The sequence below is a fragment of the Ochrobactrum chromiisoli genome (assembly GCF_026241335.1).
Lineage (GTDB): Bacteria > Pseudomonadota > Alphaproteobacteria > Rhizobiales > Rhizobiaceae > Brucella > Brucella chromiisoli.
Window position 1 is genome coordinate 1 of sequence record NZ_JAPHAV010000007.1, and the last position, 23,193, is coordinate 23,193.

Here is a 23,193-nt window from a genome sequence, read left to right on the forward strand (position 1 = left end):
TGGCGCGGTCCATTACTGTCGCCCATTTGGACGAAAGGAGATTTGATAAAGCATGATGACGAGTGCGACCGCTCGCGCCTTTGCCGGTGATCTGGCAAGTCGCAATGAAATTACCGTCTTGTGTGGGATATACGGTCGCGCTCATGGGTCAGGCCATTCCCAGAGCATCGCAGTACATTTGAAGCATCGCTTCTTCTTCCTGCCGCTCGTGGTCTTCCTTCTTGCGAAGGCGGATGATGGTGCGGACAGCTTTGCTATCGAAGCCAGAGCCTTTCAGTTCCGCATAAACTTCCTTGATGTCGTCGCCGATTGTCTTCTTTTCTTCTTCGAGGCGCTCAATCCGCTCTATGAAGGCGCGCAATTGGCCGACAGCAATTGTCTGGGCTTCCGATGTAATGTCATCACTCATTGCATTATCCTTGGTTTAGAGAATGGATCGACGGCGCAACCAAACACGGTATGCATGGCCGGGGTTTTATTTGGATTTTTGGAGGATGCGGCGGATACGGTATTGCCACCACCAGCCACGTATGCGCTTGCTGAGGCTCATGCGCTTGCCCTCGCACGGGAGCGCTTGGCCGCTGAAATTACCGGCAGGAAATCATCTGCAGAAAGGTCAAGACCCTTTGTTCTTGCCGCATCCAGCAGCGCTGGAACATGTTTGAACGGTATAATGCCACCGGTCCCGCCCTTCTCTTTTGGGCGCTTCCAATTTGACACACGGGTTCTGTGCACTCCGACGATAGCCGAAACGACAGATGATCCACCTAGTTCTTTAATGATGTGAGCTGCTGGTTCCATATTATGCATTGTAGCGATAATCGCAACACTTGCAAGAACTTTTGTAGCGATTAACGCGACAGACGCAGATTCCGCTCGTAGCTATAATGGCAACATGGCAAGAAAAGCAAAATACTCATCTCCACCAGCCGCGCCGATCAACCAGTGGGTGCGGGATGCGCTTGAACATGCGAACATTTCGCAGGCGGAGCTTGCACGTCGCCTTTTCGAGAGGAAAGCTATTTCTGCTGACGACCGATCAATGGTCAATAAGATGGCAAGTTTTCGCGATGTAACTGCTGATGAAGCATTAGCCATAGCTGAGGTGACCGGCTTCCCTCTCTATACAGAAAATTCCGATACTCATCAGGTTCCGCTCATCACAACAGTGAGCGCCGGTGCGTTGATGTCAGAAGATTTCCGCGATGACATTATCTCAACATTGACAGTTGGAGATATCGGCCCTGGAGACTGGATAGCTCTCAAGGTGACAGGCGATTCAATGGATCGTATCTCGCCTCCTAATTCCATCATCATCATCAACCGGAGAGATAAAAGGCTCGTAGCGAATGCGTGTTACGTCATAGCGGATGAAGATGGCGGCACCACGTACAAACGATACAGGCCTGACCCGATCAGGTTTGAACCAGTTTCAACAAATCCAGAACATGAACCAATTTTCCCTGACCATGAACCTACTATTATAGGTCGGGTGAAGCGGTCATTGATCGACATGTGAGGATACTATGAACCGCCAGAAGTCACCCCGAGAAAGAGCTGCACGAGCATTGTGCAAGCGGGACGGTGTGCCAGAAGACACAAAGTTTGAAGGCCGTCCGATGTGGGAAAGCTATCTGGATGAGGTTGATACGGTACTGAAAGCGGCGCTATCGCCGGAAGATTTCGAGAAATTGAAGGCATTATAAGGGGAATAGTGTGGGGGAAGAGAAAAACGTGGGCGCGTTTGAAGAGCCATTGATAATTCGTTACGATGGGATGGACGCTAAACGTCACGAGCTGGAGTTATCATCCCTCGCGGAATCAATTAAGGGGTTCTCACGCATTATATCTGTAGCGGCCAATTTCGCTGCAACAGAAAAATTTGTGAAACATAAAGATGCGATGGATGTTAAACTCTTAGCATCAGCGCCGAAAGCAGCTTGCTTTGAGATACCAATCGTCATCGCATGGGTGAGCCAAAACGCACTAGCCTCAACTGTTGTTGGCGGGTTAACCGTTACTCTGGTATCCTACATTTTTAAACGACTAGCGAAAGACAAGGCTGAAATGAAAGAGCTTCGAGGAGCTTTGGAAACCGCCATTAGGGAGCTTGGTAACCGAGACCAGGCTGTTGTCGATCGCCTGCTAACTACAATTGATAATATGGCAGATTCTTTAAAGCCAGCCGCAAAGCAGGCTCTTTCACCGATAGGGAAATCCGCGTCTACTGTTTCTGTTACTTCTAACTCGACCGTCCAAAAAGCGAGAATAATCGGAATTGCTGAGCGTGACGCTATAGAAGCAAAAGACCCACCAGAATACACCGAAGAAACCGTATTCAAAATTAAGCTGCACGAAATGAACAAAGATCACGACACTTGCAAAGTGTCATTTGAAGATGATCCTGATGCGCGGGTAGTCGCCGCAATCACCGACCCTGTGATAAACAGTACGAACAATGTTTACGTAACCGCATTCGCTGCGGATAACTTTATCTCTGTTCGGGCCAAGGCGGCTATAAGAGATGGCGTTATCGAAAAACTTTATATAAGCGACACAGCGTAGACTTAATAATCTAACACCGGTAGAGCAATTATACCGAAGCCTCGCGAAAGCGGGGCTTTTTTGTGCGTTGATTCCAGACGTTTATTAGGCATTAAATTTTTTGTTGCGATAATCGCTACTTTCTTGTTGACAGTTTGTAGCGATTACCGCTACATTGATCTCAACGAACGAGTTGGGAGCCAAACATGAACCCCTCACTACAGATCACCGGAAACGGCCTTGCGAGAGCCTTTGCAGGCATTGCGCAGACGGTAAACAAGCCGCGCTTTTTGCGTGACGTTCTCGCCATCAAGAAGGAACGTGGAGACGAGGATTGCGCCTATTTCGAGCTTAACGCTCGCTACTACGCCAATCGTCTGAACTCGACCGTTGAAGGCGCTCATTACACTGCAAGCCGTGCACCAAGCATGAAGCGCTTCGCAGGAATGCTTGAGGAGTTTCTGTGATGGCTGAGATTAAAACAGGCGGTCCAGCGTTCCCGTTCGAAGGCGGAGACAATAACGGCATTGAGCCAAGCGTCGGCATGACGCTCCGCGATTACTTCGCTGCGAAGTCGATGTCATCAGGTCTCATCAGGGAGACCTATTCAGAGTGGCAACTCAAGGCCTGGTTTGGCGATCGTATAGGTATCACTCGCGAAGAGATCATCGCGAGAGCCGCTTACGAAGTTGCCGACGCTATGATCGCAGCCCGCGAAGGCGGTGCGAAATGAGAACGTACGTCAGCCAAAATCCGTCACGTTCTGAACTGGATGCTCATGTCTTCACCGCTCTGCAGGATATGAAGGCCGTTCGATACGCCTACGTCATCCGCAATCACCTTGACCTTGACCGCATCTGCCTCGTCAGGACGAAGGATGTTTACGCATCGCTGCGTCGTCTGGAAAAGCAGGGTGTTGTCACTTGCACAGATACAGGGCGAGGCAATGGATCCCCTTATCGCTACCGCTGGGGCCTGAAGCAGGAAGTCTTGGCAAAGACTGGAGGGGAATCATGACCCTCTGCGCCTTCGTAACAATCCTTTTCATCCTCGCCATAGCTGCAACAGCAGCAACATTTCTCATGCTCTGCCATGCCGAAACAATGGCGGAAATCGCTCGGAGTGAAACAGATGTCTGACCATCTCACCATGGAAGGCGTGAAGTGGTTTCAGACGGCAACAAGCCTCGAAACCACGAATGATGAAAAGATGGAAGCGCTTGAACAGCTGATGAAGCGCGATCTTCCAAGGGAACTCCGCGACCAGCTTCGCATCATCTTCAACGAAATCCGCCCACTTGAGGCCATCGAATATCGTGAGGTCGCAGCATGAACGCCCAGACGCAGACAGAAACCGGAACAGACATCGTCGGTTATGTATCGGCTAACCCTGTTTCGGTTCTCGTTGATGAGAAGGTCTATTCTCAGTTCTACGAGCAGATCAAAGCCGAGACAGACGCTTTCAAGCCAGACCTCTCGACCGTTTCAAGCCGCAAGGAAATTGCGGCCCTCGCCTATAAGGTGACACGCACCAAGACGGCTATCGATGCCGCTGGCAAAAAGCTGAATGAAGACGCTCGCGCCAAGATCAATGCTGTAGATGCACAGCGCCGTAAGATCCGTGAAGAACTAGACACGCTGGCTGATACTGTTCGGAAGCCGCTGACCGAATGGGAAGCTGCCGAAGAAGCCCGCATTGAGAATATCAAGTCAACGCTCGCGCATATCGATGCGTGTGGCAAAGGCATGATCGGCGGCGAGCCGCAGCCCTTCGGCATTCTTTTCCGTGAACTCGAAGAAAAGATCATCATTGATGACAGCTTCGGTGAGTTCAAAGAACAGGCAGAAGCCGCAAAATCGGATGCGCTCGCAAAGCTGAAAATCTCTTTCGATGCTCACCAGAAAGCAGAAGCTGAACGGCTCGAACTTGAACAGCTTCGCGCCGAAAAGCTGGAACGCGACCGGATCGAGGCTGAACGTGTCGAACAGGAACGCTTAGCCAAAGAGAAGGCAGAGCGCGAAGCAATTGCAAAAGCTGAATACGAGCAAGCTGTAAAGCGTGAAGCAGAAGCAGCAGATCGCGCTCAGAAGGAAGCCGCCGAACGCGAAAAGCGTGCGGTTGAAGCTGCTCGCCTCGAAGCCGAGAAAAAGGCTCAAGAGGCAATAGCTCAGGCGGAACGTGAAAAGGCTGATGCTGTTGCCAAGGCAGAGGCGGAAGCCCTCGCGGTAAAGCAGCAAGCCGAACAGGCCGAGAAAGAACGTGCCGCCGAAGAAAAGCGCATTGCCGACGAACAGGCCGCACGCGATGCCGATAAAGCTCACCGCTCCAAAATCATGAAGTCTGCAAAAGAGGCATTGATGGTTCACGGCGCGGACGAAGAAACAGCCAAGAAGATCGTTCTCGCGGTTATCGCTGGCGAAATCCCCAACGTAACATTGAGGTTTTAATCATGGCCGCTCAAGCACTTGATATTAAGCAGGAGAGCAATGCGCCCGTTTATCGTGGCGGCGATGCTCCAATGATTTCCATGATCGAACGTATCGCCATGGACCCGACGATCCCTCTCGACCGTCTGGAAAAGATGCTCGATATGAAGGAGCGTATGGAAGACCGCGCCCGCGAAGACGAGGAACGGCAGGCCAAGAAGGCATATTTCGCGGCAATGTCTAAGTGCCAGGCTGAATTGCCAGTCGTCACAAAGACGCGCAAGAACAGCCACACCAATTCTACATATGCGGACCTTGCAGCAATCGAAGATCAGGCAATGCCGATCATTCACGCACACGGCTTTGCAGTTTCGTTCCAGCCAGACGGCTATAACGATAAGGGCGAGCTACGAATCCTTTGGGAAATCTCTCACGAAGAAGGCCATTCCAGAAACGGTGTAGGTGAAATTCCAGTCGATGGCGCTGGCGCACAGGGCAAGGTCAACAAGACTGGAACGCAGGCGTTTGGCAGCACCGCCACATATGGCCGTCGATATCTGCTTTGCATGCTGTTCAACATCAGCACAGGCGACGACAAAGACGGCAATAAGGTGCCGGAACAGTCGGGCCCGATCACAGCTGAGCAGGTGGTTTTGCTGCGTGAGCTTATCGAAAAGTCCGGCGCACAGATCGATCTTGTTTGTGAAAAATACAAGATCGACGCAATCCCTGACCTTCCGTCCAACCTGTTCAATGAGTGCTTTCGAGACATTGAGAATTGGTGGAAGCGTCAGCAGAAGACGAACGGCGGTGCAAAATGACAGACATTGTTCAAGGCTCTGCTGAATGGTTTGCTGCACGGCTTGGACGCGTCACCGCGTCCCGAGTTGCTGACGTAATCGCAAAGACAAAGACCGGCTACGGAGCATCGCGCAAAAACTATCTCGCGGAACTCGTTCTTGAGCGCCTTACCGGAAAAGCAGAAGAAACCTTCACGTCCTCTGCGATGCAGTGGGGCACGGACAACGAGCCTGACGCACGGTCAGCCTATCAATTCGAAAAGAACACGCGCGTTGTGCAGGTGGGTTTTGTGGCACATCCGCACATTGCTATGACAGGGGCATCACCTGATGGCCTTGTCGATGATGATGGCCTTTTGGAAATCAAATGTCCTAATTCCGCAACCCACTTGGACACGCTTCGCACAAGCACGATTCCGGCACGATACATCACTCAGATGAATTGGCAGATGGCATGCACTGGTCGCCAGTGGTGTGACTTTGTTTCCTTCGATCCTCGCTTTCCAGAACACATGCGCTTGTTTGTGAAGCGTCTACACCGCGTCGATGCTGACATTCGTGCGCTGGAAATCGATGTGACGCTGTTCCTCAAAGAGGTTGATGAGGCAATTGCTGATCTAGCCGCTGAATATCCAGCCTTTACGGAGGCAGCATGAGCCGCGCGACCCTCGTAATCAGCAATGACCTTGTGCGCCAGAAGGCAATCAACTGGCTGCGTAGCAAGCATCTCCGGTGGGGAACCCGCGTTGAGTTCAAAGCCCCAAAGCGTTCGCTTCCACAGAACGATAAAATGTGGGCGATGCTCACGGAGGTAGCGGATCAAGCCCGATACCATGGCGTGAAGCTGGCTTGCGATGACTGGAAGCTGATCTTTCTCGACGGTCTTAAGCGAGCCAAGCAACAGGAACTACGCTTTGTGCCAAACCTCGACGGCACCGGCTTTGTAAATCTCAGCACATCATCATCCGATCTTTCAAAGGATGAAATGGGTGAACTCATTGAGCTTATCCACGCATGGGGTGCGCAGAACGGTGTGACGTTTGCAGACGATGAAAGGGCTGCGTCATGATCATTTCATTCATTGCATCAAAGTTCCGGAACCTATGGGAACGCTTCGTGGACCCGCTGCCTCGCCTTCATCGCAAGGCGGAATCGCTCAAGGCTGAAATAGCAAAGGCCAAGAAGCAGAAGAAGCGGCATAGCCATTTCGAAGCTGAACTTCGCAGCGTCATGGCCACCATCATCGCAGTTGAACGCGGTATTTCCTACCGCAAAGGCTCTCTGGATTGGGGGCAGTGATGGCGCGGCTTGAATTCAGCAAGAAGACAAAGCGGCTAGCTCTTGAACGCTCCCAGATGCGGTGCGAGGCCGTTGGCGCGTTATATGGACTTGATGATGGTCAGCGGTGCTTCGCGCCTCTTTCAAATGGTGTCGAGTTTGATCATGAGCTTGCATCCAGTAATGGCGGCGATAACAGCTTAGAAAACTGTGTATCGGCCTGCATTCGCTGCCATCGGTTCAAAACCAGCAGATTCGACACGCCACGCGCGGCAAAGACAAAACGTCAGAGCGATAAAAGCACTGGTGTCGTTCGCCCGAAAGGCACGATCAAAAGCGCTGGCTTCCCGAAATTCGAAAAGCCCGGCCGCATCGACAAAAAAGCCCTTCCCCCATTGCCATTGTCCCGGCTCATGCAGTCAGGGATTGCGAGGTCGCGAGCATGATTATTCCATCAATCGACAAAGGCATTCCCATCCCCATTGATGGCCGCTTTAAGGACGCTGAACAACGCATCCGCTATCCGTTTTCGGAAATGCTACCTGGCGACAGTTTCCTAGTCTCAGGTGGTCGCAAGAAATCGGTGAAAGTAGCGATGAGCCAATACGCTCGCGGCAATGGCTGGAAGTTCACCTCTCGTGTTCAAATTGACGGAACTGTCCGTGTTTGGAGGGTTTCATGACCATCCCAGATGAAGCAGTACAGGCGGCAAGCAAGCGCATAGACGAGTATTATGACACACCGAATTGCGTAGGAGAAACAGCAGTTCGCGCCGCCCTCACAGCCGCTGCCCCATTCCTGCAAGGGGTGAAGCAAGAGCCTATCGGCTATTTGTTTCAGCATGAAGAAACCGGCCTGACGCAGGTTGTTGAAGTTCAGCAAGTCGAGTGGGGGTTTGAAAAGAACAATCCACGTTGGCAGAAAATCAGCCCTGTGTATTCAGCTCCTGTTTCGGCCCCATCCCCGCGTGCGCAGGTGTTGGAGGAAGCGGCTAAATGGCACGAAAGCGAAGCAGAAGGTTATGAGGCTGAAATCGGTGGTACTGACGTTACTGGCCTAATGCTCGCTAAAGAACACCGTATCAGCGCTATAGCCATTCGTGCCCTTTCTTCTCAGCATGTAGCGGATGGCTGGTTGCCGATTGAGACAGCGCCGAAGGATGGGACAACCTTCATTGTTGTGAATACGGGTGAAATTCAGCGTTGGCACACGATAGAAGAAGGCGTTGTCATCACTGTGCCTGCGAATGACAGGCCAACAACATGCGCATTCTATGCCGAAGACCTCACTTTTATCGATGAATTCGGTGAAGTCTACAGGGTAGATGGTATCGTAATCGATGCAGAAGACCTGAACGCCGCAGATAATGTGCTTCGTCTCACCCACTGGCATCCCCTCCCAGCCTCACCGGGAGCGTCGGAATGAGAGAGCTCAACGTATTAATCGGCGGTGAGTATTCCGGCACAATCCGTGATGCTTTCCTTGCGCTCGGTCATAACGCTATGTCGTGCGATTTTTCACCGACCTCCGCACCAGGCCCGCATCATCAAGGCGATTGGTCTGAGATCGAAGGCGAAGGCTGGGATTTGGCGATCTTCCACCGTACTTGCACATTCATGGCCAATTCTGGGGCAAAGCACCTTTACCTGAACATGAGCAAGAATGGCGGTTTAAACGAAGACCGCTGGCTTAAGATGGGCCGAGATGCTTGGTCCTTCTGGAATCACATGCAGACTTGCCCTGTGAGGTTCGCAGCATGGGAAAACCCCGTCATGCTTGGTTATGCTCAACAGATGATCGGCAAGCCAAATCAGACAGTCCAGCCGTGGTGGTTTGGCACCGACGAGAACGGCCCAGACAACGTGAAAAAGGCCACATGCTGGTGGACCAAAGGCGGTTTGCCACCACTTCGCAGAACCGGAACGCTCAATGGGTCAACAGCCCGTGACGAGGTTTTCAAGATGGCCCCTACAGTGGACCCGGAAGAACGCCGCATGGCTCGATCAAAGTTCACGCCTGGTCACGCCGCTGCAATCGCCCGCCAGTGGGGTGATTTCGTCATGACGCAAAAACAGCATGGTACAAATCCTACCCCAAAAATGAACTTTTTCCCAGAATATGTACCAGCCACCCGCCCGACAGGAGGCAGCAACCATGGCGAATGAATTGATCGCAGATGCTATCACTGATTACCTTGGAGAGCGTTGCCTAGATTATGCAGAAGGCTGTCCAACTTGTGAAGCGTGGGCTGAATATGATCGTCTTTACACCCGCCGCGGTGCGGCGGTCGAAGGGTTGGAGACGGTGGCTGTACAGTATGAGGTGACAGCGTCTAACTGGACCTTGTTGAAGCCTGTCATTTCAGAACCCAAAAACCGCCGCGAGCTAGTCATCCGCTCGCAGGCAGAGGCCATAATTTCGGCGGAACGTTCGATACGGAAAACAGCAGAGCAACGTCTCGCGCAATCTCAAGATGACTTGAAGCAAGCTAGAGCCAACAACGCGGCGCTGACTGCGCGGGTTAATGGCTTTGAAGGCTTCCTAGACGATCTAGCTGAGATTCTTGGATGCGAGCGAGATATTGGCGATGTAGTCAATGAACTTGACGCAATCAACAATCGCGCCGAAGCCCTCGAAGCCCAACTCGCGGCTGCAAGGAAGGCGTTGGAAGCGACACACGAAGCAATATCAGAATACTACCGATACCAGTATGGCGGCGAGATGCGCGGCTCATATGACGGCAAGCCAGAACGCGAGGGTCTTTGGAAGGCGATGTATCAGGCCCGCGCCGTCTTGGAGGCCAAGCCATGACCAAGCTTTTACCGACCGTTTGGATTATGCGCACCGTTGACGGATGGTATCCAATCCAACCAAGCCAGAAATGCCGACCGGAAGATCACGGCAATCTCAACAACCACGTTATTTCAATCGAGGACGCCAGCGGCAATGTGCTGTGGCGCAGAGTGAAACAGTGACCCTCATTGACAGACTATCCAAGCTGGACGGGCCTGATAGGGAAGTGGATGCGGAGATTTGCATCCTATTCCAATACGGCGGCAAAAACTCCGAAGGCGCTTTGAATGTCAGAACTGATCCTGAATGGGGTGATGATGACGATTTGCTTTATGAACTTGATGGCGACCCTTGCTGTGCGCAAATTCCTAAACTTACCGCCTCTGTGGATGCGGCGCTCGCACTGGCTGAAAGAGTGTTTCCGGGATGCGACATAGAAACCAGCGATGTTCATGCTGATTTTCGTGGGTCTAAAGAGCCGAGGCACATCGCGGATTTGTCATCGGATTTAGTGTGGGAGAAATATGATGGCTACCCAGAGCCCGTGTATCGAATTCGCGGAGCCGGGCAATCTAATATTCGCGCCATCGCTCTTCTGATCGCCCTCTTGCGCGCAAAGGAGGCCAGCCATGGCGAGTAAGGAAGTCACGAACGCCGCGAAAGCTATTTATGAAAGCCGTAACGGTGCAGGGCGCACGCCGTGGTCGCAATTGCCGTGGTCGCATAAGGTGCCGTACTTGGACGATGCAGAGGCAGCGCGTAAGTCATTCTTCGCCGCTCTACAGGAGCCGACAGAGGGGATGTGCCTAGCCGCTCTCTACAAGTCGAAATCGTACCTTAATAGAGATATTTGGACTGCCATGCTCGCCGCCTCCGCACTAGGGGAGCAGAGTGAATGAAGCTGACACCAGAAAGCGACAAGGAAATTTTACGCCGCGTCATGGCAGAACCGACCTTTGAAAAGGTTGCTGAAGCAATGAAACGCGAGAACGAGAAACGGAAACAGGGAGTTGTTGACATGCTTCGTTCTGCCGGTCGCCAAGCCCTGAAAGTCGGTGAGTGACCATGGCTGAGCAACTGATAGCAACCGCGCCCAAAGACGGCACCGAGATTTTGGCATGGCGAAAGGATTGCGGCTGGTTCATTGCCAGCTTCACAAGCTGTAGCGCATTCCCTTTGTCTCAATCAGAAATAGACGAGTTGGACGAGGAGACCTTGTTTCAGGAAGACTGGTTCACTCAATGGCCGCAAGCATTACGCCTAGAAGGCAGCGAGGCTCCGACACACTGGCAGCATTTGCCACCATCTCCGGCAGACCGCACCGCACTGCAAGAAAGGGGGAGAGAAGATGACGAAAGCTGATCCGTTTTCTTATCCACCGAGAGGATTGAACCGAGAAGAAGCAGCGCGTTATATCGGTGTGGGTACAACCAAATTTGACGAGATGGTCAAGGATGGTCGGATGCCGCAAGGGAAGCGTGTTGATGGGCGTATTGTATGGGACAGGTACAAGCTTGATGCAAGCTTTGCTGATCTACCAGACGTTTCGGGCAATCTGCTTGAAAGCCTATTGTCAAGAAAGGGCAAAGCCGCTTAGTTAGCCCAATGGAAAATGAAAAGCGTCCGTATCTCACAAGCTTTACAGACCGCCACGGGAGAACCCGCTGGCGGTTTCGCCGTGATGGGAAGACTATCTCTTTGCGGGGGAACACCGGAGAGCGCACCTTTGAAGAAGCATATGAGGCAGCATTGGCGGGACTGTCGCAACCAAAGCGCAAGGTTGTTAAGCACCCAAATGCCGCATTGCCTAAGACATTTGGTGCAGCATGGAACCTAGTTATCAAATCAGCGGAATGGAAAAGGTATGAGCCTGCCACCCGCGACAAGAACGAGACGCTGGCAAATCTGTTTTTAGATAAGGCGGTTGTCGAGGGTGACCCGACGACATGGCGCAGCATTCCAGTTGATGAAATGCGTCGCCGTCATTTGAAAATGATAATATCTGATTATTCAGAAACGCCACACAAGGCTAAACATATCCTCACGGCGATCCGTAAAATGATTACGGCCGCTATGGATGAGGAATGGATAGACGTTGATCCGTCATACAAACTCAACTGGCGACCGGAATATGTGGGCTGGAAAGCATGGACAGACGGCGCTATGGCACAGTTCGAAAAGCGTTGGCCTGTAGGCACGACGCCACGCCTTGTCTATTCACTAGCACTATGGCTTGGAAACCGAAGGGGAGATGTTGCCGGTCTAAGGTGGGATCAACGCTGCACCAAGATTGTAAATGTTGACGGGGAAGCCAAAGAGATTGACGGCTTCACGATCCGGCAAGGGAAAACAGGAAAAGAATTGTTCCTGCCTATCACGCCAATTCTGGCGGAAGTTCTCGATGCGACAGAGCGCAAAGGCGATACGGTGCTTGTAACTTCTTATGGCGAACCGTTCTCGCCTAAATCATTAACTGGAAGAATGGCAGACTGGACGCATTCGGCGAAGTTGCCAAAAGGCTACACGCTGCACGGTCTGAGAAAGACCCTTGGAAAGATGCTGGCGGAAGGCGGCGCATCCACAAGGCAGATTATGGACACACTAGGTCACGACGATATTGCGCATGCGGAACTATATTCCCGCGAAGCAGAGCAGGCACGTCTAGCTACTGATGGTATGAATAAGATTGTCCGGTTAAAGCGAAATGGCTAACCTTTTGGCTAACCGACTTCTGGCTAACCATAAGTTATTGTTTTAATTCAACAAATAGAGTTAATGGTGGGCCCGGAGGGACTCGAACCCCCAACCAAGCGGTTATGAGCCGCCGGCTCTAACCAATTGAGCTACAGGCCCCACGCAACTCTGCACGTACCGCAAAGAAGCGCTGGACACAAGCTGTCAATTATACGATTTGCCCTAATACGCACATATTCGATTGCCATTCATGCAACTCAGGACAAAAACACATCAAATTTGAAGCGTTTAGTTGCAATTATTCTGCATTTCGCGTCAAATAATGGAATATTTTCCTTTAGGGGGGACTTAAATAAAGAAAAGCGTACTCCGAAAGGAATTAATAACTTTCGGTCAAGCTGAGCACTCTAATGGCAAAGCAGAAATGGATCTTTACGGAGACTGCTTTACACCGGCTGCATCAACATTCTCTACAGGAGATTTTATGAATAAGCGCGCTACTACCTTTCTTGCCACTTCACTTTCGGCAATCATGCTTGCAGGCGCATTGTCATTGCCAGCCGCAGCACAGGAGAATCAGATGACGAGACAGCCAGCTCGTATCTCCGTCTCGGGCGAAGGCAAAATGACGGCTGCCCCGGATATGGCCATTCTTAATCTCACCGTTTTGCGCGATGCGAAAACTGCCCGCGAAGCAATGACGGCCAACAATGAAGCAATGGCCAAAGTGCTCGATGCAATGAAAAAGGCAGGGGTCGAAGACCGTGATCTTCAGACGAGCGGCATCAATATTCAGCCGAGCTATATCTATCCTGATGACAAGAATGGCCTGAAAGAGGCTAAGATCAGCGGCTATAGTGTCTCCAACAGCCTGACGGTTCGTGTGCGTGATTTGTCCAAGGTCGGCAATGTCCTTGATGAATCGGTCACACTCGGCGTCAATCAGGGCGGTGATTTGACTTTCGTGAATGACAATCCGTCAGCAACAATCAACGAAGCGCGCAAACGCGCCGTGGCTGATGCGATTGCAAAGGCAAAAACGCTCGCTGATGCGGCAAGCGTTGGTCTTGGTCGTGTCCTTGAGATCAGCGAGCAGAGCCGCTCTCCAATGCCAATGCCAATCGCGCGTGAGATGAAGATGATGGCCAACGCCGCGCCTCAGGATTCAGTTCCTATTGCTGCGGGCGAGAATAGCTATAATGTTTCGGTTAACGTCGTTTTCGAGATCAAGGAATAACGACAATAGCAAAAGCCAGCCCGATCCAATCGGGCTGGCTTTCACAATTCTGATTTAAGAAAACCGAAACGCGCTCTATCGAATAATCGGGCAACCGCGCACATTTGCGAAGACGACACCCGTCGGACGACCGTGACGGAAACCCCTAACCTGAACAGATTTACCGCGATGAATAACCCGTGCGTTGCGGATACCCATGCGATGGGCCTTCATCTTGGCACTCTCAACAGAACAAGCCGGGCCACGATGATGCGGGCCGGCCTGATGACGATGACCACGATAATCGATATTGATGCCTGAGGAATATTTCGCGGTGCTGACCGAAGGAGCGGATGCAGGCGATGCGGCATTTGCCGATGCACCAGCGGTGAAAACGACAGCGAGACCGATTGCAGCAGTGACGATGAATGATTTGAGCGACAGTGCGGACATCTTAAAATCCTTTCGAACTTTCATTGGGCGATCCTCACCCAGAACATCCGATAAGTATTCGAATGAATGTGAACGCAAAGCCAAGGGCGTGTTCACATACTATTCAGATAGATCAAGACCGTAGCGTAATTTTATAAAACCATTTTAAATCAGCACTTTATCTGGATATTCACACTGAAAATCTGATCAAGTCGCCAACAGTAAACTCAAGTAATCTGCCTATCAGCCAATCAATCGAGCGGGACCATGTGCTGGATATATTCCTCTTCGTCCTCAAGCTCGTGATCAAATGCTGTCACCCGGCCACGAACAGAGACGCCTGCTTCATGAATCGTATCCGGTGATCCTGAAACCAGCGGGTGCCACCAATAAAGATCGGCACCTTCTGCAACCAGTCGATAGGCGCAGGTCGCAGGCAACCAGTTGACCTCATAAACAATCTCTGACGTCAAAAACACGCAGTCCGGCACACTGGCACGGCGATTGGGATAGTCGCTGCACTTACAGCTATCTGCGTCCAGCAGCGTGCAAGCCACCGTTGTCCAGTAGACTTCGTCAGTGTCGTCATCCAGCAACTTATGCAGGCAGCACTGTCCGCAACCGTCGCACAGGCTTTCCCATTCCTTACGGGTAAGCTGCTCAAGAGATTTGGTCTGCCAGAAAGGTTTCTTATTCATAGGGCTGCATATAGAGCATTTGCAGCAAAAGTGCGTAGCGGTTTTGCATAAATTGGCATGGGCAAATCGCCGCCCTTTCCGATTGCCCGCTCCTTCGGTTGCATCTGTCAGCCACACTCACAATGCAATAAAAAAAGCCGCCCATTCTCGTGGGCGGCTTTTTCGATTCTCTTGCAGGCAGCTCAGCGAAAAATCGCTTCGCCCTGCTCGTCAACAATCTGTCGACCTTTGTTGAGCGAGATACTGGCTGCATCCTCAAGCCCCGGACAACGATCAGCACGCACAAAGCGATGCTCTTTCAATTCCCCGTTGATCGTCTTCGAGATAACGCCACAAACCTGATACTGACCACCTTCGCTGTAAGGTGTTGCAACGATCAGGAAGTCTTTGTGTTCAAGGCGTCCGGCTTCTTTTGGTGCCACTGGAGTTTCATCCGCAGAACCACCACCGAAAAGACGCTTCAAAAAAGACATATCGCTCCCTCCCTTCTCTATTTAAGAACATCGCCCGACACCGTATCCGGTGTCGGGCGAAAAAATCTTAGCTGTCGAGGAACGAACGCAGCTTGCGCGAACGGCTCGGATGCTTGAGCTTGCGCAGCGCCTTCGCTTCAATCTGGCGAATACGTTCACGTGTCACCGAGAACTGCTGACCGACTTCTTCAAGCGTGTGGTCAGTGTTCATGCCAATACCGAAACGCATACGCAGAACGCGCTCTTCACGCGGCGTGAGCGAAGCGAGAACGCGGGTCGTCGTATCGCGAAGGTTTGCCTGAATGGCAGCATCGATGGGCAGCAGCGCATTCTTATCTTCGATGAAATCACCCAGATGTGAATCTTCTTCATCACCCACTGGCGTTTCAAGCGAGATTGGCTCCTTGGCGATTTTGAGAACCTTGCGCACTTTTTCAAGCGGCATCGCGAGCTTTTCAGCCAGTTCTTCCGGCGTTGGTTCACGACCGATTTCATGCAACATCTGGCGCGATGTACGAACGATCTTGTTGATCGTTTCGATCATGTGCACCGGAATACGGATGGTACGCGCCTGATCGGCAATCGAACGGGTGATTGCCTGTCTGATCCACCATGTCGCATAGGTCGAGAACTTGTAACCACGACGATATTCAAACTTATCAACCGCCTTCATCAGGCCGATATTGCCTTCCTGAATAAGATCAAGGAACTGAAGGCCACGGTTGGTGTACTTCTTGGCAATAGAGATCACGAGACGAAGGTTGGCTTCCACCATTTCCTTCTTGGCAATGGTTGCTTCGCGTTCGCCCTTCTGAACCTGATTGACGATACGGCGAAATTCACCAATCGAAATCGCGGTTTCAGTAGCAAGCATCTGAATTTCTGAACGCAGCCGATCAATTGCGCGTTCTTCTTTCGTCGCGAAATCTTTCCAGCCGCGTGCAGTCAATGTTCTGACACGCTCAATCCAGTTCGGATCAAGCTCGTGGCCCTGATATTCTTTCAGGAATTCTTCACGGCGAACCCCAAAGGATTCGGCCAGACGCAGCAGCCTGCCTTCATTCTGAACCAGACGCTTGTTGATGTCATAAAGCTGTTCAACGAGCTGTTCGATACGGTTCTGGTTGAGCGAAAGCGACTTAACCGCCTTGATCAGCTGATCTTTCAGCTCCTTATAGCGGCGTTCCTGACTGGATGAGAGTTCGCCGGTGGCAGCCAGACGGCTTTCAACCTGCTGATCCTGCAACTTGCGCAGCTTGCGATAGGTGTCGGCAATAAGGTCGAGCGTTTCCATAACCTGTGGGCGCAGTTCAGCTTCCATAGCTGCCAGCGACAGATTGGCTTCGTCCTCATCATCCTCTTCTTCTTCCGCAGGCATATCGCCGCCGACATTGGTAATGTCGTCGTCATCACGCGAACGGCGCGGCCCCTTATCATCGCGTGGCTTTTCTTCTTCCACGCGCTCGACAATCGGAGCCTGCTTGGCTTCTGGGCCGGCATAGGTAGTTTCAAGGTCAATGATTTCACGCAGCAAAATGTTGGATTCATTCAGCTGCTCACGCCAGATGATAATGGCCTGAAATGTCAGCGGGCTTTCACAAAGCCCGGCAATCATCGTTTCGCGACCGGCTTCAATGCGCTTTGCAATAGCGATTTCGCCTTCGCGCGACAGAAGCTCAACAGTACCCATTTCACGCAAATACATGCGCACAGGATCGTCGGTGCGGTCAGTCGGCTCTTTTTTTGTGGTCGTTGCGGCAACGGCTGTGCCGGTTGCCTCAACCAGATCGCCGCCTTCTTCTTGTTCATCCTCATTGTTATCGTCGCGATCAGCTTCCTGCTCGTCGTCTTCAACAACATTGATGCCCATGTCCGACAGCATAGCCATCGTGTCTTCGATCTGCTCAGATGTCACTTCTTCGGAAGGAAGCACGGCATTCAGCTCGTCCATGGTGACGTAGCCGCGCTTCTTCGCAACCTTGATCATCTTCTTGACAGCATCGTCAGAAAGGTCGAGAAGCGGCCCGTCGGTCGCACCTTCGCGCTCGACTTCGGCTTCTTCGTTTTCCTTAGCTTTCGTTGCCATATTGCTCGTCTCCAGGCGACACCGGTCGCGTATAAGATATATAGAGTGGTCAAACGGTTTTGCGAGAGCGCCGTTTAACTGTTGATTCTGCGAATAGCTGATTTCACGTTAATGCCGGATTAACCCTGCCTTCATTAACGGATCCTGCAGTCTCCAAATTCCTGTGGGTAGATCCGGTATCGACGGTCGCCATAAAGGCCCTGCCCGGTCTGTGATTGATGCCCATCAAGGAAGAATTCAGGAACTCATTCAGGTAATTTCTGCAATATCAGTTCTTTATTCCTTGTTTGAACTGTCGTGATTCCGCCATTTGCGCCGCGCGTCAAGAGCGACTCACCTGATTCGGCTCTAAAAAGCGAATCATTTATTGTCGCGTCATCGCCTCAGGCCCTCAACCGTCCCAAATTCTTACAAATCCAGCGGTTTCAACGGCGCATCGGCGCAAAGTGATTCGGATAGCGTTACGACGAACCGGCACTGCGTCCTGAAGACAATCCAAACCCATCGATGAGAGCTTCGGTCGCTTCTGCCTGCGCGATCTGCTTTTGAATATCGATGAGACGGGCAAAAACTTCACCCGTTTCATCGCTATCAAGCGATGCTTCGACAGCGCGCAGTTCCCTATGTAGGGTGCGCGCGCGCTGATGCAAGTGAAGCGCCTGTTTTAAGGCTTCGCGAACATCATCTTCCGCAGCCTGTGCGGTCGCCGTCCATTCCCGTGTCCGGCGCACCGTTGCTTCAAGCATTTCGATCACCTCGCCATGACCGGCCGCGACCAGCGCCTTGCGCATGGCTAAGCCATCTTCCACACGAGCTGATGCGAGAACATCAAGCATTGCAAAATGCAACACCTTCAACGCGTCATGCTCAAGATCAAGAGCCGCGATCGCCTCGAAATCTTCCTCAATCAAACGCGGATGATTGAGCAGCATCAGGACAATGGCTGTTTCGCGCAAAGGCGCATTTCGCCCCTTCACCACATTGGACCGCGTCAGACTGTCTGAAAAAGCAAGGCGTCCACCAAAGGCGGCTGCCCCTCCGCGACCGCTCTGCGCACCCCGGCCCTTGCCTTTGTCGCGATTGAAAGCATTTCCGCCATTGTTCTGCCGCCGCTGCCCGAAAAACGCCTGTGCCCGGTCGCGCATTTCCTGACTGTAATGGCGTCGAATATCCTCATTTGCGATGCGATTGGTAATTTCGCGCAAGCGTGCTTCGAGCTCTGCACGGCGCTCCGGTGTATCAAACACGCCGCTTGCCGTTTCGCGCGTCCACACCAGATCGACCAGCGGCTTGGCATCCCGCAAAACTGCGTAAAACGCCGACGGACCTTCCGCCTTGACCAGATCATCCGGGTCCTGGCCCTCCGGCAACATAGCAAAGCGCAGTGATTTTCCCGGCTGCAAACTCGGCAGACCAAGATCAGCCGCACGATGGGCTGCACGCACACCTGCTCCGTCACCGTCAAAACAAAGGATCGGTTCAGGACTAATGCGCCAAAGCAATTCAAGCTGCTCTTCGGTCAGCGCCGTTCCAAGCGGCGCCACAGCCTGATGAATTCCAGCCTGCGCAAGCGCAATCACATCCATATAGCCCTCAACCGCGATAATCGCCTTGGCCTCTTCGCCCCCCTGCGGCTGACAGGCTTTGCGCGCACGCAGCCCGTTATAAAGCACCCGCCCCTTATGAAAGAGCTCGGTTTCAGGTGAGTTCAGATATTTCGCAGGCGCATCGGCTGAAAGTGCACGGCCACCAAAGGCGATAATCCGCCCGCGCAAATCCTCAATCGGGAACATGATGCGATCCCGGAAGCGGTCATAAGAAACAGCGATGCCTTCACCATGCACCACAAGACCACACGCCTCAATCTGATCTTTGGCGACGCCTTTAGAGGCCAAAAATTCTTTCAACGCATTGCGCGATTCGGGCGCATACCCAATACGGAATGTCTGCTGCGTTGCACTGGAAAGCCCACGGTCGCGCAAATAGGCACGCGCCTTCGCTCCGGCTGCAACCTGCAACTGGCTTTCAAAAAACTGCGCAGCCAATTCCATCACATCATAAAGCGTTGCGCGTTGTGCTTCGCGCTTTTCCATCTCCGGGTCACGCGCCGGCATCGGCACGCCCGCCATATCGGCAACGCGCTCAACTGCTTCCGGGAAACTTGCGCCCTCAAGCTCAGTCAGAAATTTGAAATGATCACCGGTCACACCGCAACCAAAGCAGTGATAACGCCCCTTGCGATCCTCGCAATGGAAACTCGGCGTCTTTTCTCCGTGGAACGGGCAGCGGCCCCAGAAATCACCTTTCGGCGGATTGCTCTTTTTCCGATCAAATGAAACGCGCGTTCCGATCAGCGTCGAAATCGGCACGCGATCTCTGATCTCATCAAGAAAGGAGGGCGGAAAACGCATTACGATTGTCACTTTCGGGTCAGATAAGCATGATATGCAGACTGACATACATATAGGCCCGCACAATCATACAGTCCATCGCACACAAGCGGCCCTCCCCGCTAATCACATGCTGTAAAGCGGATAAGGATGATGATTGGACGCGGCTCCGACATTCATAAAACTGTCATATACCTGTCACATTACAATAGGAACGCTTGATTTAAGGCCATTTCCAGCCCATATTCCTTCAAATAATCATTAGCCGGAACATATTTTTTCTCTTTTCGTTGCGTAAGCTTAACCTGACGAGTTTTCATTTTTCACTCCCAAGCCGAAAGGATTTTTCGTGAACGGTTCTCTGGTCCTTTTGCATCTTGCTGGTGCAGTCGCGCTCCTGCTTTGGGCGACGCGCATGGTGCGAACAGGAGTGGAGCGCGCCTATGGCGATCGTTTGCGCCGTCGTCTGCGCAACCAGATGCAAAATCCCCTGCTTTCAATTGCCTTTGGCCTTGCGCTGGCAATCGCCTTGCAAAGCTCGACCGCTGTAACGCTGCTGGTTGGCTCTTTCGTCGGTTCAGGCATTGTGAGCGGCGTCGCTGGCCTGATGGCCGTGCGCGGCGGCGAACTGGGATCGGCACTTGTCGTCAAAATTCTAAGCTATGACCTGACCCTGCTGGTACCGCTCTGCCTTGTTTCCGGCACTGCGATTTTCATGACCACCGAACGACGGGATTGGCGACAGATTGGCCGCATTCTGGTGGGTATCGGGCTGCTCATCATGTCTTTGGAAATGACCGGGCAGGCAACGGAACCGCTTCGCCAAAGCGAGCTGCTGCCCATCATCGTCGATTATCTGTCCGGCGATCCGATAACCGCCTATCTTCTGGCAGCGCTCATGACATGGCTGTTTCATTCAAGTATCGCAGCCGTCATTCTGCTCACCACTTTCGCTTCACGCGGACTGATCGCGCCGGAACTGGCCGTGGTTATGGTACTGGGCGTCAATCTCGGCTCGTCAATCATCGCCCCCATCCTGACCCGAAATGCACCGCCGGAAACGCGCGTCGTGCCTCTTGGCAATCTGTTGATGCGCGGTGCCGGTTCGCTGGTGATCCTGGTCCTGTTTGAGACATTCAAACCCTCGATTGGTTTTCTGGGCGGCGATCCGGTCTCGCAGGTCGTCAATGCGCATATTCTGTTCAACGTCATTGTCATGGTTGCAGGCATTCCGCTGTCGGGGCTGGTTCTGCGCGCCACCGACGCACTCGTCCACCTCAACGCTGACAAAAACGCACCCATTCAGCCGGTTGAATTCGAAGAATACAGTGCACTGGATATGGCGGTTCTCGACCGGCCCTCACAGGCACTTGCCAATGCAACACGTGAAGTCGTGGGCGTGTGTGACACGATTGAAGTGATGCTGCGCCGTATTATAGACCTTTATGAAAAGCCCGATCAGACACGCATCAATGAACTGGCAGCTCTTGATGACCGGGTTGATACAAAACATGCCGCGATCAAGCTTTATCTTACAAAAGTTGCAAGCAAGGATCTGGATGAATTTGAAGCGCTGCGCATGCAGGAACTGATGGGCGCCTGCGTTAAGCTTGAACAGGTCGGCGACATCATCGTGCGCAACATGCTCGCACATGTGCAAAAGAAGATGGATCACAAGCTCGAATTCACCGAGGAAGGCTGGAAGGAACTCACCCACTTCCACGCCATGGTGCTCGCCAATGCGCATATGGCCTTTAATGTGATCGTCTCTCGCGACGGACACACAGCCCGCCAGCTCGTACAGGAAAAAGACAATCTGCGCGAACTGGAAAAGCAGACAAGCATGCGCCACTTCTCGCGCCTTCGCGATGGTTCGACCCGAAGCATCGAAACAAGCACGATTCATCTCGATACCATTCGCGATCTCAAGCAGATCAATTCACTGCTGGCATCAATGGCTTATCCGGTTCTTGAGGAACAGGGCCTGCTCAGCACCACGCGCCTGAAAACAGCGAAACAAGGCTCGTAACAGCAAGCATTAAAAATCGATCACCACAGAGGGTGCGCTGCGTCGCGCCTTTCCATGGTAGACGGCCTCAATGTTATTACCATCGGGGTCGAGCACGAAAGCCGCATAGTAATCGGGATGATAAGGGCGCTCGCCAGGAGCACCGTTATCCTGCCCACCATTTTCCAGTGCAGCACGATAGAAAGCATCCACTGTTGCACGATCCTTTGCCTGAAGGGCCAGATGGTGGCGTCCTGTCAATACACCGAGTGCGGCCGGACTATCCGCCGACGACACAACAAGCTCGTCAGCCCAGAAGTAGTCGTCCGCCGTCGTTACAATAGGGATATCCAGCACCGCCAGAACAGCCGTGTAGAAATTCTGACTGGCCGTGATATCGCGGACAACAAGCTGAATATGGTCGATAAGCCGACCGCGATGCAGTTGGGTGGTTTCCATGGTCGTTCATCCGATTTTGGTTTGTTTGCGTCACAAAATGCCTGACGGGTGAACGACCAGAATGCTTCAGGAAGATAGTTCCGGCAATATAAAACGTTCGAAATATCGCCAATCCAAGGCAAGCAGACATGACCATTTGCGTGCCCCGGCATTTCAGTTGAGGATCGAACCGCCGCTAGGCGGTTCTACGCATCTCACTGCAGCAGCGTTTTCACCAGCGCACTGGCTTTGGTGAAATCCATCTGTCCTGCATAGCGTTCTTTAAGAGCGGCCATAACCTTACCCATATCGCGCAGTCCCTGTGCACCAATATCGGCGATGACCGCCTCACAGGCCACCTTAACCTCGTCATCGCTCATCTGCGTTGGCAGAAAATCGCTGATGATCGCGATTTCGGCACGCTCACCTTCGGCCAGTTCAATCCGATTGCCTTCTTCATAAATGCGTGCAGATTCTTCGCGCTGCTTGACCATCTTACCCAGAATGCCAAGCAGTTCTTCATCACCGACCGGATCTTTGCCTGCACCACGATTGGCAATATCACGATCCTTAACCGCAGCCATGATCAGACGCAGCGTCGACAAGCGAAGCTTATCCTGTGCCTTCATGGCATCGGTCATTGCCTGAGAAATCTCCTGGCGCAGCATATTATTCTCCTAATATCTGTAAAATGTTCAATTAGAACCGCTTCTAGTCCAAAAGCGGGGCCATAAGCAATCACACGTCTTAGGGCCTGTTGAGGATTAGGGGTTGAAGCTGGGTATGACGGAATAGACCCAATCCCAAATTTTCGTAAAAAGCTTGCGTTCCTGCGATTGACCGCGCGTCCAAGTTTCTCTATTTGTCAGGGCTTAGCAGGACATCGGCATGTGCTCACGGCGGGAAGTTTAATCCCC

General features: G+C 52.4%; 35 protein-coding genes and 1 tRNA gene. 27 read left to right on the forward strand and 9 right to left on the reverse strand.

Annotation, left to right across the window (positions count from 1 at the left end; translation table 11 throughout):
- Positions 1–148: 148 nt before the first annotated feature.
- Positions 149–409: a DUF2312 domain-containing protein gene (locus OPR82_RS13935; RefSeq protein ID WP_113486820.1), complete on the reverse strand. Its 261-nt coding sequence runs from the start codon at positions 407–409 to the stop codon at positions 149–151.
- Between the two features lie 486 nt (positions 410–895).
- Between OPR82_RS13935 and OPR82_RS13940 the strand changes: the two genes are divergently transcribed.
- The 25 genes from OPR82_RS13940 (at position 896) to OPR82_RS14060 (ending at position 12,553) form a co-directional block, all read left to right on the forward strand.
- On the forward strand, positions 896–1,519 hold the full coding sequence (locus OPR82_RS13940; protein ID WP_265985490.1) for a LexA family protein: 624 nt from the start codon (positions 896–898) through the stop codon (positions 1,517–1,519).
- 7 nt (positions 1,520–1,526) lie between these two features.
- Entirely contained in the window at positions 1,527–1,706 is a 180-nt protein-coding gene (locus OPR82_RS13945) for a hypothetical protein (RefSeq protein WP_265985491.1), read from the forward strand.
- 10 nt (positions 1,707–1,716) lie between these two features.
- Positions 1,717–2,565 (forward strand): DUF7946 domain-containing protein, encoded by an 849-nt coding sequence (locus tag OPR82_RS13950; RefSeq protein WP_265985492.1) that lies wholly within the window; start codon positions 1,717–1,719, stop codon positions 2,563–2,565.
- A gap of 185 nt (positions 2,566–2,750) precedes the next feature.
- Positions 2,751–3,011, forward strand: a complete 261-nt coding sequence (locus OPR82_RS13955; RefSeq protein ID WP_265985493.1) for a hypothetical protein — start codon at positions 2,751–2,753, stop codon at positions 3,009–3,011.
- Positions 3,011–3,277: a hypothetical protein gene (locus OPR82_RS13960; protein WP_265985494.1), complete on the forward strand. Its 267-nt coding sequence runs from the start codon at positions 3,011–3,013 to the stop codon at positions 3,275–3,277. The genes OPR82_RS13955 and OPR82_RS13960 overlap by 1 nt, the downstream gene beginning before the upstream one ends.
- Positions 3,274–3,561 carry a hypothetical protein gene (locus OPR82_RS13965; protein ID WP_265985495.1) on the forward strand — a complete coding sequence of 96 codons (288 nt, stop codon included), beginning with the start codon at positions 3,274–3,276 and terminating at the stop codon, positions 3,559–3,561. Before OPR82_RS13960 ends, OPR82_RS13965 begins: the two co-directional genes overlap by 4 nt.
- The gene (locus tag OPR82_RS13970) at positions 3,558–3,683 is read left to right on the forward strand and encodes a hypothetical protein (protein WP_265985496.1); all 126 of its coding nucleotides are present in this window, start codon (positions 3,558–3,560) and stop codon (positions 3,681–3,683) included. Before OPR82_RS13965 ends, OPR82_RS13970 begins: the two co-directional genes overlap by 4 nt.
- Complete coding sequence (locus OPR82_RS13975; RefSeq protein ID WP_265985497.1) at positions 3,676–3,876, forward strand: hypothetical protein; 201 nt, start codon at positions 3,676–3,678, stop codon at positions 3,874–3,876. The genes OPR82_RS13970 and OPR82_RS13975 overlap by 8 nt, the downstream gene beginning before the upstream one ends.
- Positions 3,873–4,991 carry a hypothetical protein gene (locus OPR82_RS13980; protein WP_265985498.1) on the forward strand — a complete coding sequence of 373 codons (1,119 nt, stop codon included), beginning with the start codon at positions 3,873–3,875 and terminating at the stop codon, positions 4,989–4,991. Before OPR82_RS13975 ends, OPR82_RS13980 begins: the two co-directional genes overlap by 4 nt.
- A 2-nt stretch (positions 4,992–4,993) precedes the next feature.
- Positions 4,994–5,791: an ERF family protein gene (locus tag OPR82_RS13985; RefSeq protein WP_265985499.1), complete on the forward strand. Its 798-nt coding sequence runs from the start codon at positions 4,994–4,996 to the stop codon at positions 5,789–5,791.
- A complete protein-coding gene (locus tag OPR82_RS13990; RefSeq protein ID WP_265985500.1) occupies positions 5,788–6,426 on the forward strand; it encodes a lambda exonuclease family protein in 639 nt (212 codons plus the stop codon). Before OPR82_RS13985 ends, OPR82_RS13990 begins: the two co-directional genes overlap by 4 nt.
- Positions 6,423–6,839 (forward strand): recombination protein NinB, encoded by a 417-nt coding sequence (locus OPR82_RS13995; RefSeq protein ID WP_265985501.1) that lies wholly within the window; start codon positions 6,423–6,425, stop codon positions 6,837–6,839. The genes OPR82_RS13990 and OPR82_RS13995 overlap by 4 nt, the downstream gene beginning before the upstream one ends.
- Positions 6,836–7,069, forward strand: coding sequence for a hypothetical protein (locus OPR82_RS14000; RefSeq protein WP_265985502.1), 234 nt, complete (start codon positions 6,836–6,838; stop codon positions 7,067–7,069). The genes OPR82_RS13995 and OPR82_RS14000 overlap by 4 nt, the downstream gene beginning before the upstream one ends.
- Positions 7,069–7,494 carry an HNH endonuclease gene (locus OPR82_RS14005; protein WP_265985503.1) on the forward strand — a complete coding sequence of 142 codons (426 nt, stop codon included), beginning with the start codon at positions 7,069–7,071 and terminating at the stop codon, positions 7,492–7,494. The genes OPR82_RS14000 and OPR82_RS14005 overlap by 1 nt, the downstream gene beginning before the upstream one ends.
- Positions 7,491–7,730, forward strand: coding sequence for a hypothetical protein (locus OPR82_RS14010; RefSeq protein WP_265985504.1), 240 nt, complete (start codon positions 7,491–7,493; stop codon positions 7,728–7,730). Before OPR82_RS14005 ends, OPR82_RS14010 begins: the two co-directional genes overlap by 4 nt.
- On the forward strand, positions 7,727–8,473 hold the full coding sequence (locus tag OPR82_RS14015; RefSeq protein WP_265985505.1) for a hypothetical protein: 747 nt from the start codon (positions 7,727–7,729) through the stop codon (positions 8,471–8,473). Before OPR82_RS14010 ends, OPR82_RS14015 begins: the two co-directional genes overlap by 4 nt.
- Positions 8,470–9,213, forward strand: a complete 744-nt coding sequence (locus OPR82_RS14020; protein WP_265985506.1) for a hypothetical protein — start codon at positions 8,470–8,472, stop codon at positions 9,211–9,213. The genes OPR82_RS14015 and OPR82_RS14020 overlap by 4 nt, the downstream gene beginning before the upstream one ends.
- On the forward strand, positions 9,203–9,859 hold the full coding sequence (locus tag OPR82_RS14025) for a hypothetical protein (RefSeq protein ID WP_265985507.1): 657 nt from the start codon (positions 9,203–9,205) through the stop codon (positions 9,857–9,859). The genes OPR82_RS14020 and OPR82_RS14025 overlap by 11 nt, the downstream gene beginning before the upstream one ends.
- Positions 9,856–10,023 (forward strand): hypothetical protein, encoded by a 168-nt coding sequence (locus tag OPR82_RS14030; protein ID WP_265985508.1) that lies wholly within the window; start codon positions 9,856–9,858, stop codon positions 10,021–10,023. Before OPR82_RS14025 ends, OPR82_RS14030 begins: the two co-directional genes overlap by 4 nt.
- A complete protein-coding gene (locus OPR82_RS14035) occupies positions 10,020–10,481 on the forward strand; it encodes a hypothetical protein (RefSeq protein ID WP_265985509.1) in 462 nt (153 codons plus the stop codon). The genes OPR82_RS14030 and OPR82_RS14035 overlap by 4 nt, the downstream gene beginning before the upstream one ends.
- A complete protein-coding gene (locus OPR82_RS14040) occupies positions 10,471–10,740 on the forward strand; it encodes an HMG-box domain-containing protein (protein WP_265985510.1) in 270 nt (89 codons plus the stop codon). The genes OPR82_RS14035 and OPR82_RS14040 overlap by 11 nt, the downstream gene beginning before the upstream one ends.
- Positions 10,737–10,904: a hypothetical protein gene (locus OPR82_RS14045; RefSeq protein WP_265985511.1), complete on the forward strand. Its 168-nt coding sequence runs from the start codon at positions 10,737–10,739 to the stop codon at positions 10,902–10,904. Before OPR82_RS14040 ends, OPR82_RS14045 begins: the two co-directional genes overlap by 4 nt.
- A gap of 2 nt (positions 10,905–10,906) precedes the next feature.
- A complete protein-coding gene (locus OPR82_RS14050; protein ID WP_265985512.1) occupies positions 10,907–11,203 on the forward strand; it encodes a hypothetical protein in 297 nt (98 codons plus the stop codon).
- Positions 11,190–11,438: a hypothetical protein gene (locus OPR82_RS14055; protein WP_265985513.1), complete on the forward strand. Its 249-nt coding sequence runs from the start codon at positions 11,190–11,192 to the stop codon at positions 11,436–11,438. The genes OPR82_RS14050 and OPR82_RS14055 overlap by 14 nt, the downstream gene beginning before the upstream one ends.
- A gap of 566 nt (positions 11,439–12,004) precedes the next feature.
- The gene (locus tag OPR82_RS14060; RefSeq protein ID WP_265985696.1) at positions 12,005–12,553 is read left to right on the forward strand and encodes a tyrosine-type recombinase/integrase; all 549 of its coding nucleotides are present in this window, start codon (positions 12,005–12,007) and stop codon (positions 12,551–12,553) included.
- A gap of 64 nt (positions 12,554–12,617) precedes the next feature.
- On the opposite strand, the gene OPR82_RS14065 is transcribed toward OPR82_RS14060, so the two are convergent.
- A tRNA-Ile gene (locus OPR82_RS14065) sits at positions 12,618–12,694 on the reverse strand.
- A 325-nt stretch (positions 12,695–13,019) separates the two neighbouring features.
- On the opposite strand from OPR82_RS14065, the gene OPR82_RS14070 reads away from it, so the two are divergent.
- Entirely contained in the window at positions 13,020–13,772 is a 753-nt protein-coding gene (locus OPR82_RS14070) for an SIMPL domain-containing protein (protein ID WP_265985514.1), read from the forward strand.
- A gap of 75 nt (positions 13,773–13,847) precedes the next feature.
- Here OPR82_RS14070 and OPR82_RS14075 read toward each other — a convergent pair whose 3' ends face one another.
- The 5 genes from OPR82_RS14075 to dnaG form a co-directional block, all read right to left on the reverse strand.
- Positions 13,848–14,204, reverse strand: coding sequence for an antifreeze protein (locus tag OPR82_RS14075; RefSeq protein WP_265985697.1), 357 nt, complete (start codon positions 14,202–14,204; stop codon positions 13,848–13,850).
- Between the two features lie 230 nt (positions 14,205–14,434).
- Positions 14,435–14,881, reverse strand: coding sequence for a YcgN family cysteine cluster protein (locus tag OPR82_RS14080; protein WP_265985515.1), 447 nt, complete (start codon positions 14,879–14,881; stop codon positions 14,435–14,437).
- A gap of 182 nt (positions 14,882–15,063) precedes the next feature.
- Positions 15,064–15,354: an HlyU family transcriptional regulator gene (locus OPR82_RS14085; protein ID WP_265985516.1), complete on the reverse strand. Its 291-nt coding sequence runs from the start codon at positions 15,352–15,354 to the stop codon at positions 15,064–15,066.
- A gap of 67 nt (positions 15,355–15,421) precedes the next feature.
- Entirely contained in the window at positions 15,422–17,440 is a 2,019-nt protein-coding gene (rpoD, locus tag OPR82_RS14090) for an RNA polymerase sigma factor RpoD (RefSeq protein WP_265985517.1), read from the reverse strand.
- 461 nt (positions 17,441–17,901) lie between these two features.
- Complete coding sequence (gene dnaG / locus OPR82_RS14095; protein ID WP_265985518.1) at positions 17,902–19,851, reverse strand: DNA primase; 1,950 nt, start codon at positions 19,849–19,851, stop codon at positions 17,902–17,904.
- A gap of 328 nt (positions 19,852–20,179) precedes the next feature.
- Here dnaG and OPR82_RS14100 point away from each other — a divergent pair, with 328 nt between their 5' ends.
- On the forward strand, positions 20,180–21,859 hold the full coding sequence (locus OPR82_RS14100) for a Na/Pi cotransporter family protein (RefSeq protein ID WP_265985519.1): 1,680 nt from the start codon (positions 20,180–20,182) through the stop codon (positions 21,857–21,859).
- 9 nt (positions 21,860–21,868) lie between these two features.
- Here OPR82_RS14100 and OPR82_RS14105 read toward each other — a convergent pair whose 3' ends face one another.
- Together OPR82_RS14105 and OPR82_RS14110 are read right to left on the reverse strand one after the other, a co-directional pair.
- A complete protein-coding gene (locus OPR82_RS14105; RefSeq protein WP_265985520.1) occupies positions 21,869–22,297 on the reverse strand; it encodes a VOC family protein in 429 nt (142 codons plus the stop codon).
- A gap of 194 nt (positions 22,298–22,491) precedes the next feature.
- Positions 22,492–22,944 carry a GatB/YqeY domain-containing protein gene (locus OPR82_RS14110; protein WP_265985521.1) on the reverse strand — a complete coding sequence of 151 codons (453 nt, stop codon included), beginning with the start codon at positions 22,942–22,944 and terminating at the stop codon, positions 22,492–22,494.
- Positions 22,945–23,193 lie beyond the last annotated feature (249 nt).

Excerpts from the sequence above, each read along its gene's own strand:
- OPR82_RS13935 (WP_113486820.1), bottom strand. The coding sequence starts at position 409 with ATGAGTGATGACATTACATCGGAAGCCCAGACAATTGCTGTCGGCCAA.
- OPR82_RS13940 (WP_265985490.1), top strand. The coding sequence starts at position 896 with ATGGCAAGAAAAGCAAAATACTCATCTCCACCAGCCGCGCCGATCAAC.
- OPR82_RS13945 (WP_265985491.1), top strand. The coding sequence starts at position 1,527 with ATGAACCGCCAGAAGTCACCCCGAGAAAGAGCTGCACGAGCATTGTGC.
- OPR82_RS13955 (WP_265985493.1), top strand. The coding sequence starts at position 2,751 with ATGAACCCCTCACTACAGATCACCGGAAACGGCCTTGCGAGAGCCTTT.
- OPR82_RS13960 (WP_265985494.1), top strand. The coding sequence starts at position 3,011 with ATGGCTGAGATTAAAACAGGCGGTCCAGCGTTCCCGTTCGAAGGCGGA.
- OPR82_RS13965 (WP_265985495.1), top strand. The coding sequence starts at position 3,274 with ATGAGAACGTACGTCAGCCAAAATCCGTCACGTTCTGAACTGGATGCT.
- OPR82_RS13970 (WP_265985496.1), top strand. The coding sequence starts at position 3,558 with ATGACCCTCTGCGCCTTCGTAACAATCCTTTTCATCCTCGCCATAGCT.
- OPR82_RS13975 (WP_265985497.1), top strand. The coding sequence starts at position 3,676 with ATGTCTGACCATCTCACCATGGAAGGCGTGAAGTGGTTTCAGACGGCA.
- OPR82_RS13980 (WP_265985498.1), top strand. The coding sequence starts at position 3,873 with ATGAACGCCCAGACGCAGACAGAAACCGGAACAGACATCGTCGGTTAT.
- OPR82_RS13985 (WP_265985499.1), top strand. The coding sequence starts at position 4,994 with ATGGCCGCTCAAGCACTTGATATTAAGCAGGAGAGCAATGCGCCCGTT.
- OPR82_RS13990 (WP_265985500.1), top strand. The coding sequence starts at position 5,788 with ATGACAGACATTGTTCAAGGCTCTGCTGAATGGTTTGCTGCACGGCTT.
- OPR82_RS13995 (WP_265985501.1), top strand. The coding sequence starts at position 6,423 with ATGAGCCGCGCGACCCTCGTAATCAGCAATGACCTTGTGCGCCAGAAG.
- OPR82_RS14000 (WP_265985502.1), top strand. The coding sequence starts at position 6,836 with ATGATCATTTCATTCATTGCATCAAAGTTCCGGAACCTATGGGAACGC.
- OPR82_RS14005 (WP_265985503.1), top strand. The coding sequence starts at position 7,069 with ATGGCGCGGCTTGAATTCAGCAAGAAGACAAAGCGGCTAGCTCTTGAA.
- OPR82_RS14010 (WP_265985504.1), top strand. The coding sequence starts at position 7,491 with ATGATTATTCCATCAATCGACAAAGGCATTCCCATCCCCATTGATGGC.
- OPR82_RS14015 (WP_265985505.1), top strand. The coding sequence starts at position 7,727 with ATGACCATCCCAGATGAAGCAGTACAGGCGGCAAGCAAGCGCATAGAC.
- OPR82_RS14020 (WP_265985506.1), top strand. The coding sequence starts at position 8,470 with ATGAGAGAGCTCAACGTATTAATCGGCGGTGAGTATTCCGGCACAATC.
- OPR82_RS14025 (WP_265985507.1), top strand. The coding sequence starts at position 9,203 with ATGGCGAATGAATTGATCGCAGATGCTATCACTGATTACCTTGGAGAG.
- OPR82_RS14030 (WP_265985508.1), top strand. The coding sequence starts at position 9,856 with ATGACCAAGCTTTTACCGACCGTTTGGATTATGCGCACCGTTGACGGA.
- OPR82_RS14040 (WP_265985510.1), top strand. The coding sequence starts at position 10,471 with ATGGCGAGTAAGGAAGTCACGAACGCCGCGAAAGCTATTTATGAAAGC.
- OPR82_RS14045 (WP_265985511.1), top strand. The coding sequence starts at position 10,737 with ATGAAGCTGACACCAGAAAGCGACAAGGAAATTTTACGCCGCGTCATG.
- OPR82_RS14050 (WP_265985512.1), top strand. The coding sequence starts at position 10,907 with ATGGCTGAGCAACTGATAGCAACCGCGCCCAAAGACGGCACCGAGATT.
- OPR82_RS14055 (WP_265985513.1), top strand. The coding sequence starts at position 11,190 with ATGACGAAAGCTGATCCGTTTTCTTATCCACCGAGAGGATTGAACCGA.
- OPR82_RS14060 (WP_265985696.1), top strand. The coding sequence starts at position 12,005 with ATGGCACAGTTCGAAAAGCGTTGGCCTGTAGGCACGACGCCACGCCTT.
- OPR82_RS14070 (WP_265985514.1), top strand. The coding sequence starts at position 13,020 with ATGAATAAGCGCGCTACTACCTTTCTTGCCACTTCACTTTCGGCAATC.
- OPR82_RS14075 (WP_265985697.1), bottom strand. The coding sequence starts at position 14,204 with ATGTCCGCACTGTCGCTCAAATCATTCATCGTCACTGCTGCAATCGGT.
- OPR82_RS14080 (WP_265985515.1), bottom strand. The coding sequence starts at position 14,881 with ATGAATAAGAAACCTTTCTGGCAGACCAAATCTCTTGAGCAGCTTACC.
- OPR82_RS14085 (WP_265985516.1), bottom strand. The coding sequence starts at position 15,354 with ATGTCTTTTTTGAAGCGTCTTTTCGGTGGTGGTTCTGCGGATGAAACT.
- rpoD (WP_265985517.1), bottom strand. The coding sequence starts at position 17,440 with ATGGCAACGAAAGCTAAGGAAAACGAAGAAGCCGAAGTCGAGCGCGAA.
- dnaG (WP_265985518.1), bottom strand. The coding sequence starts at position 19,851 with ATGCGTTTTCCGCCCTCCTTTCTTGATGAGATCAGAGATCGCGTGCCG.
- OPR82_RS14105 (WP_265985520.1), bottom strand. The coding sequence starts at position 22,297 with ATGGAAACCACCCAACTGCATCGCGGTCGGCTTATCGACCATATTCAG.
- OPR82_RS14110 (WP_265985521.1), bottom strand. The coding sequence starts at position 22,944 with ATGCTGCGCCAGGAGATTTCTCAGGCAATGACCGATGCCATGAAGGCA.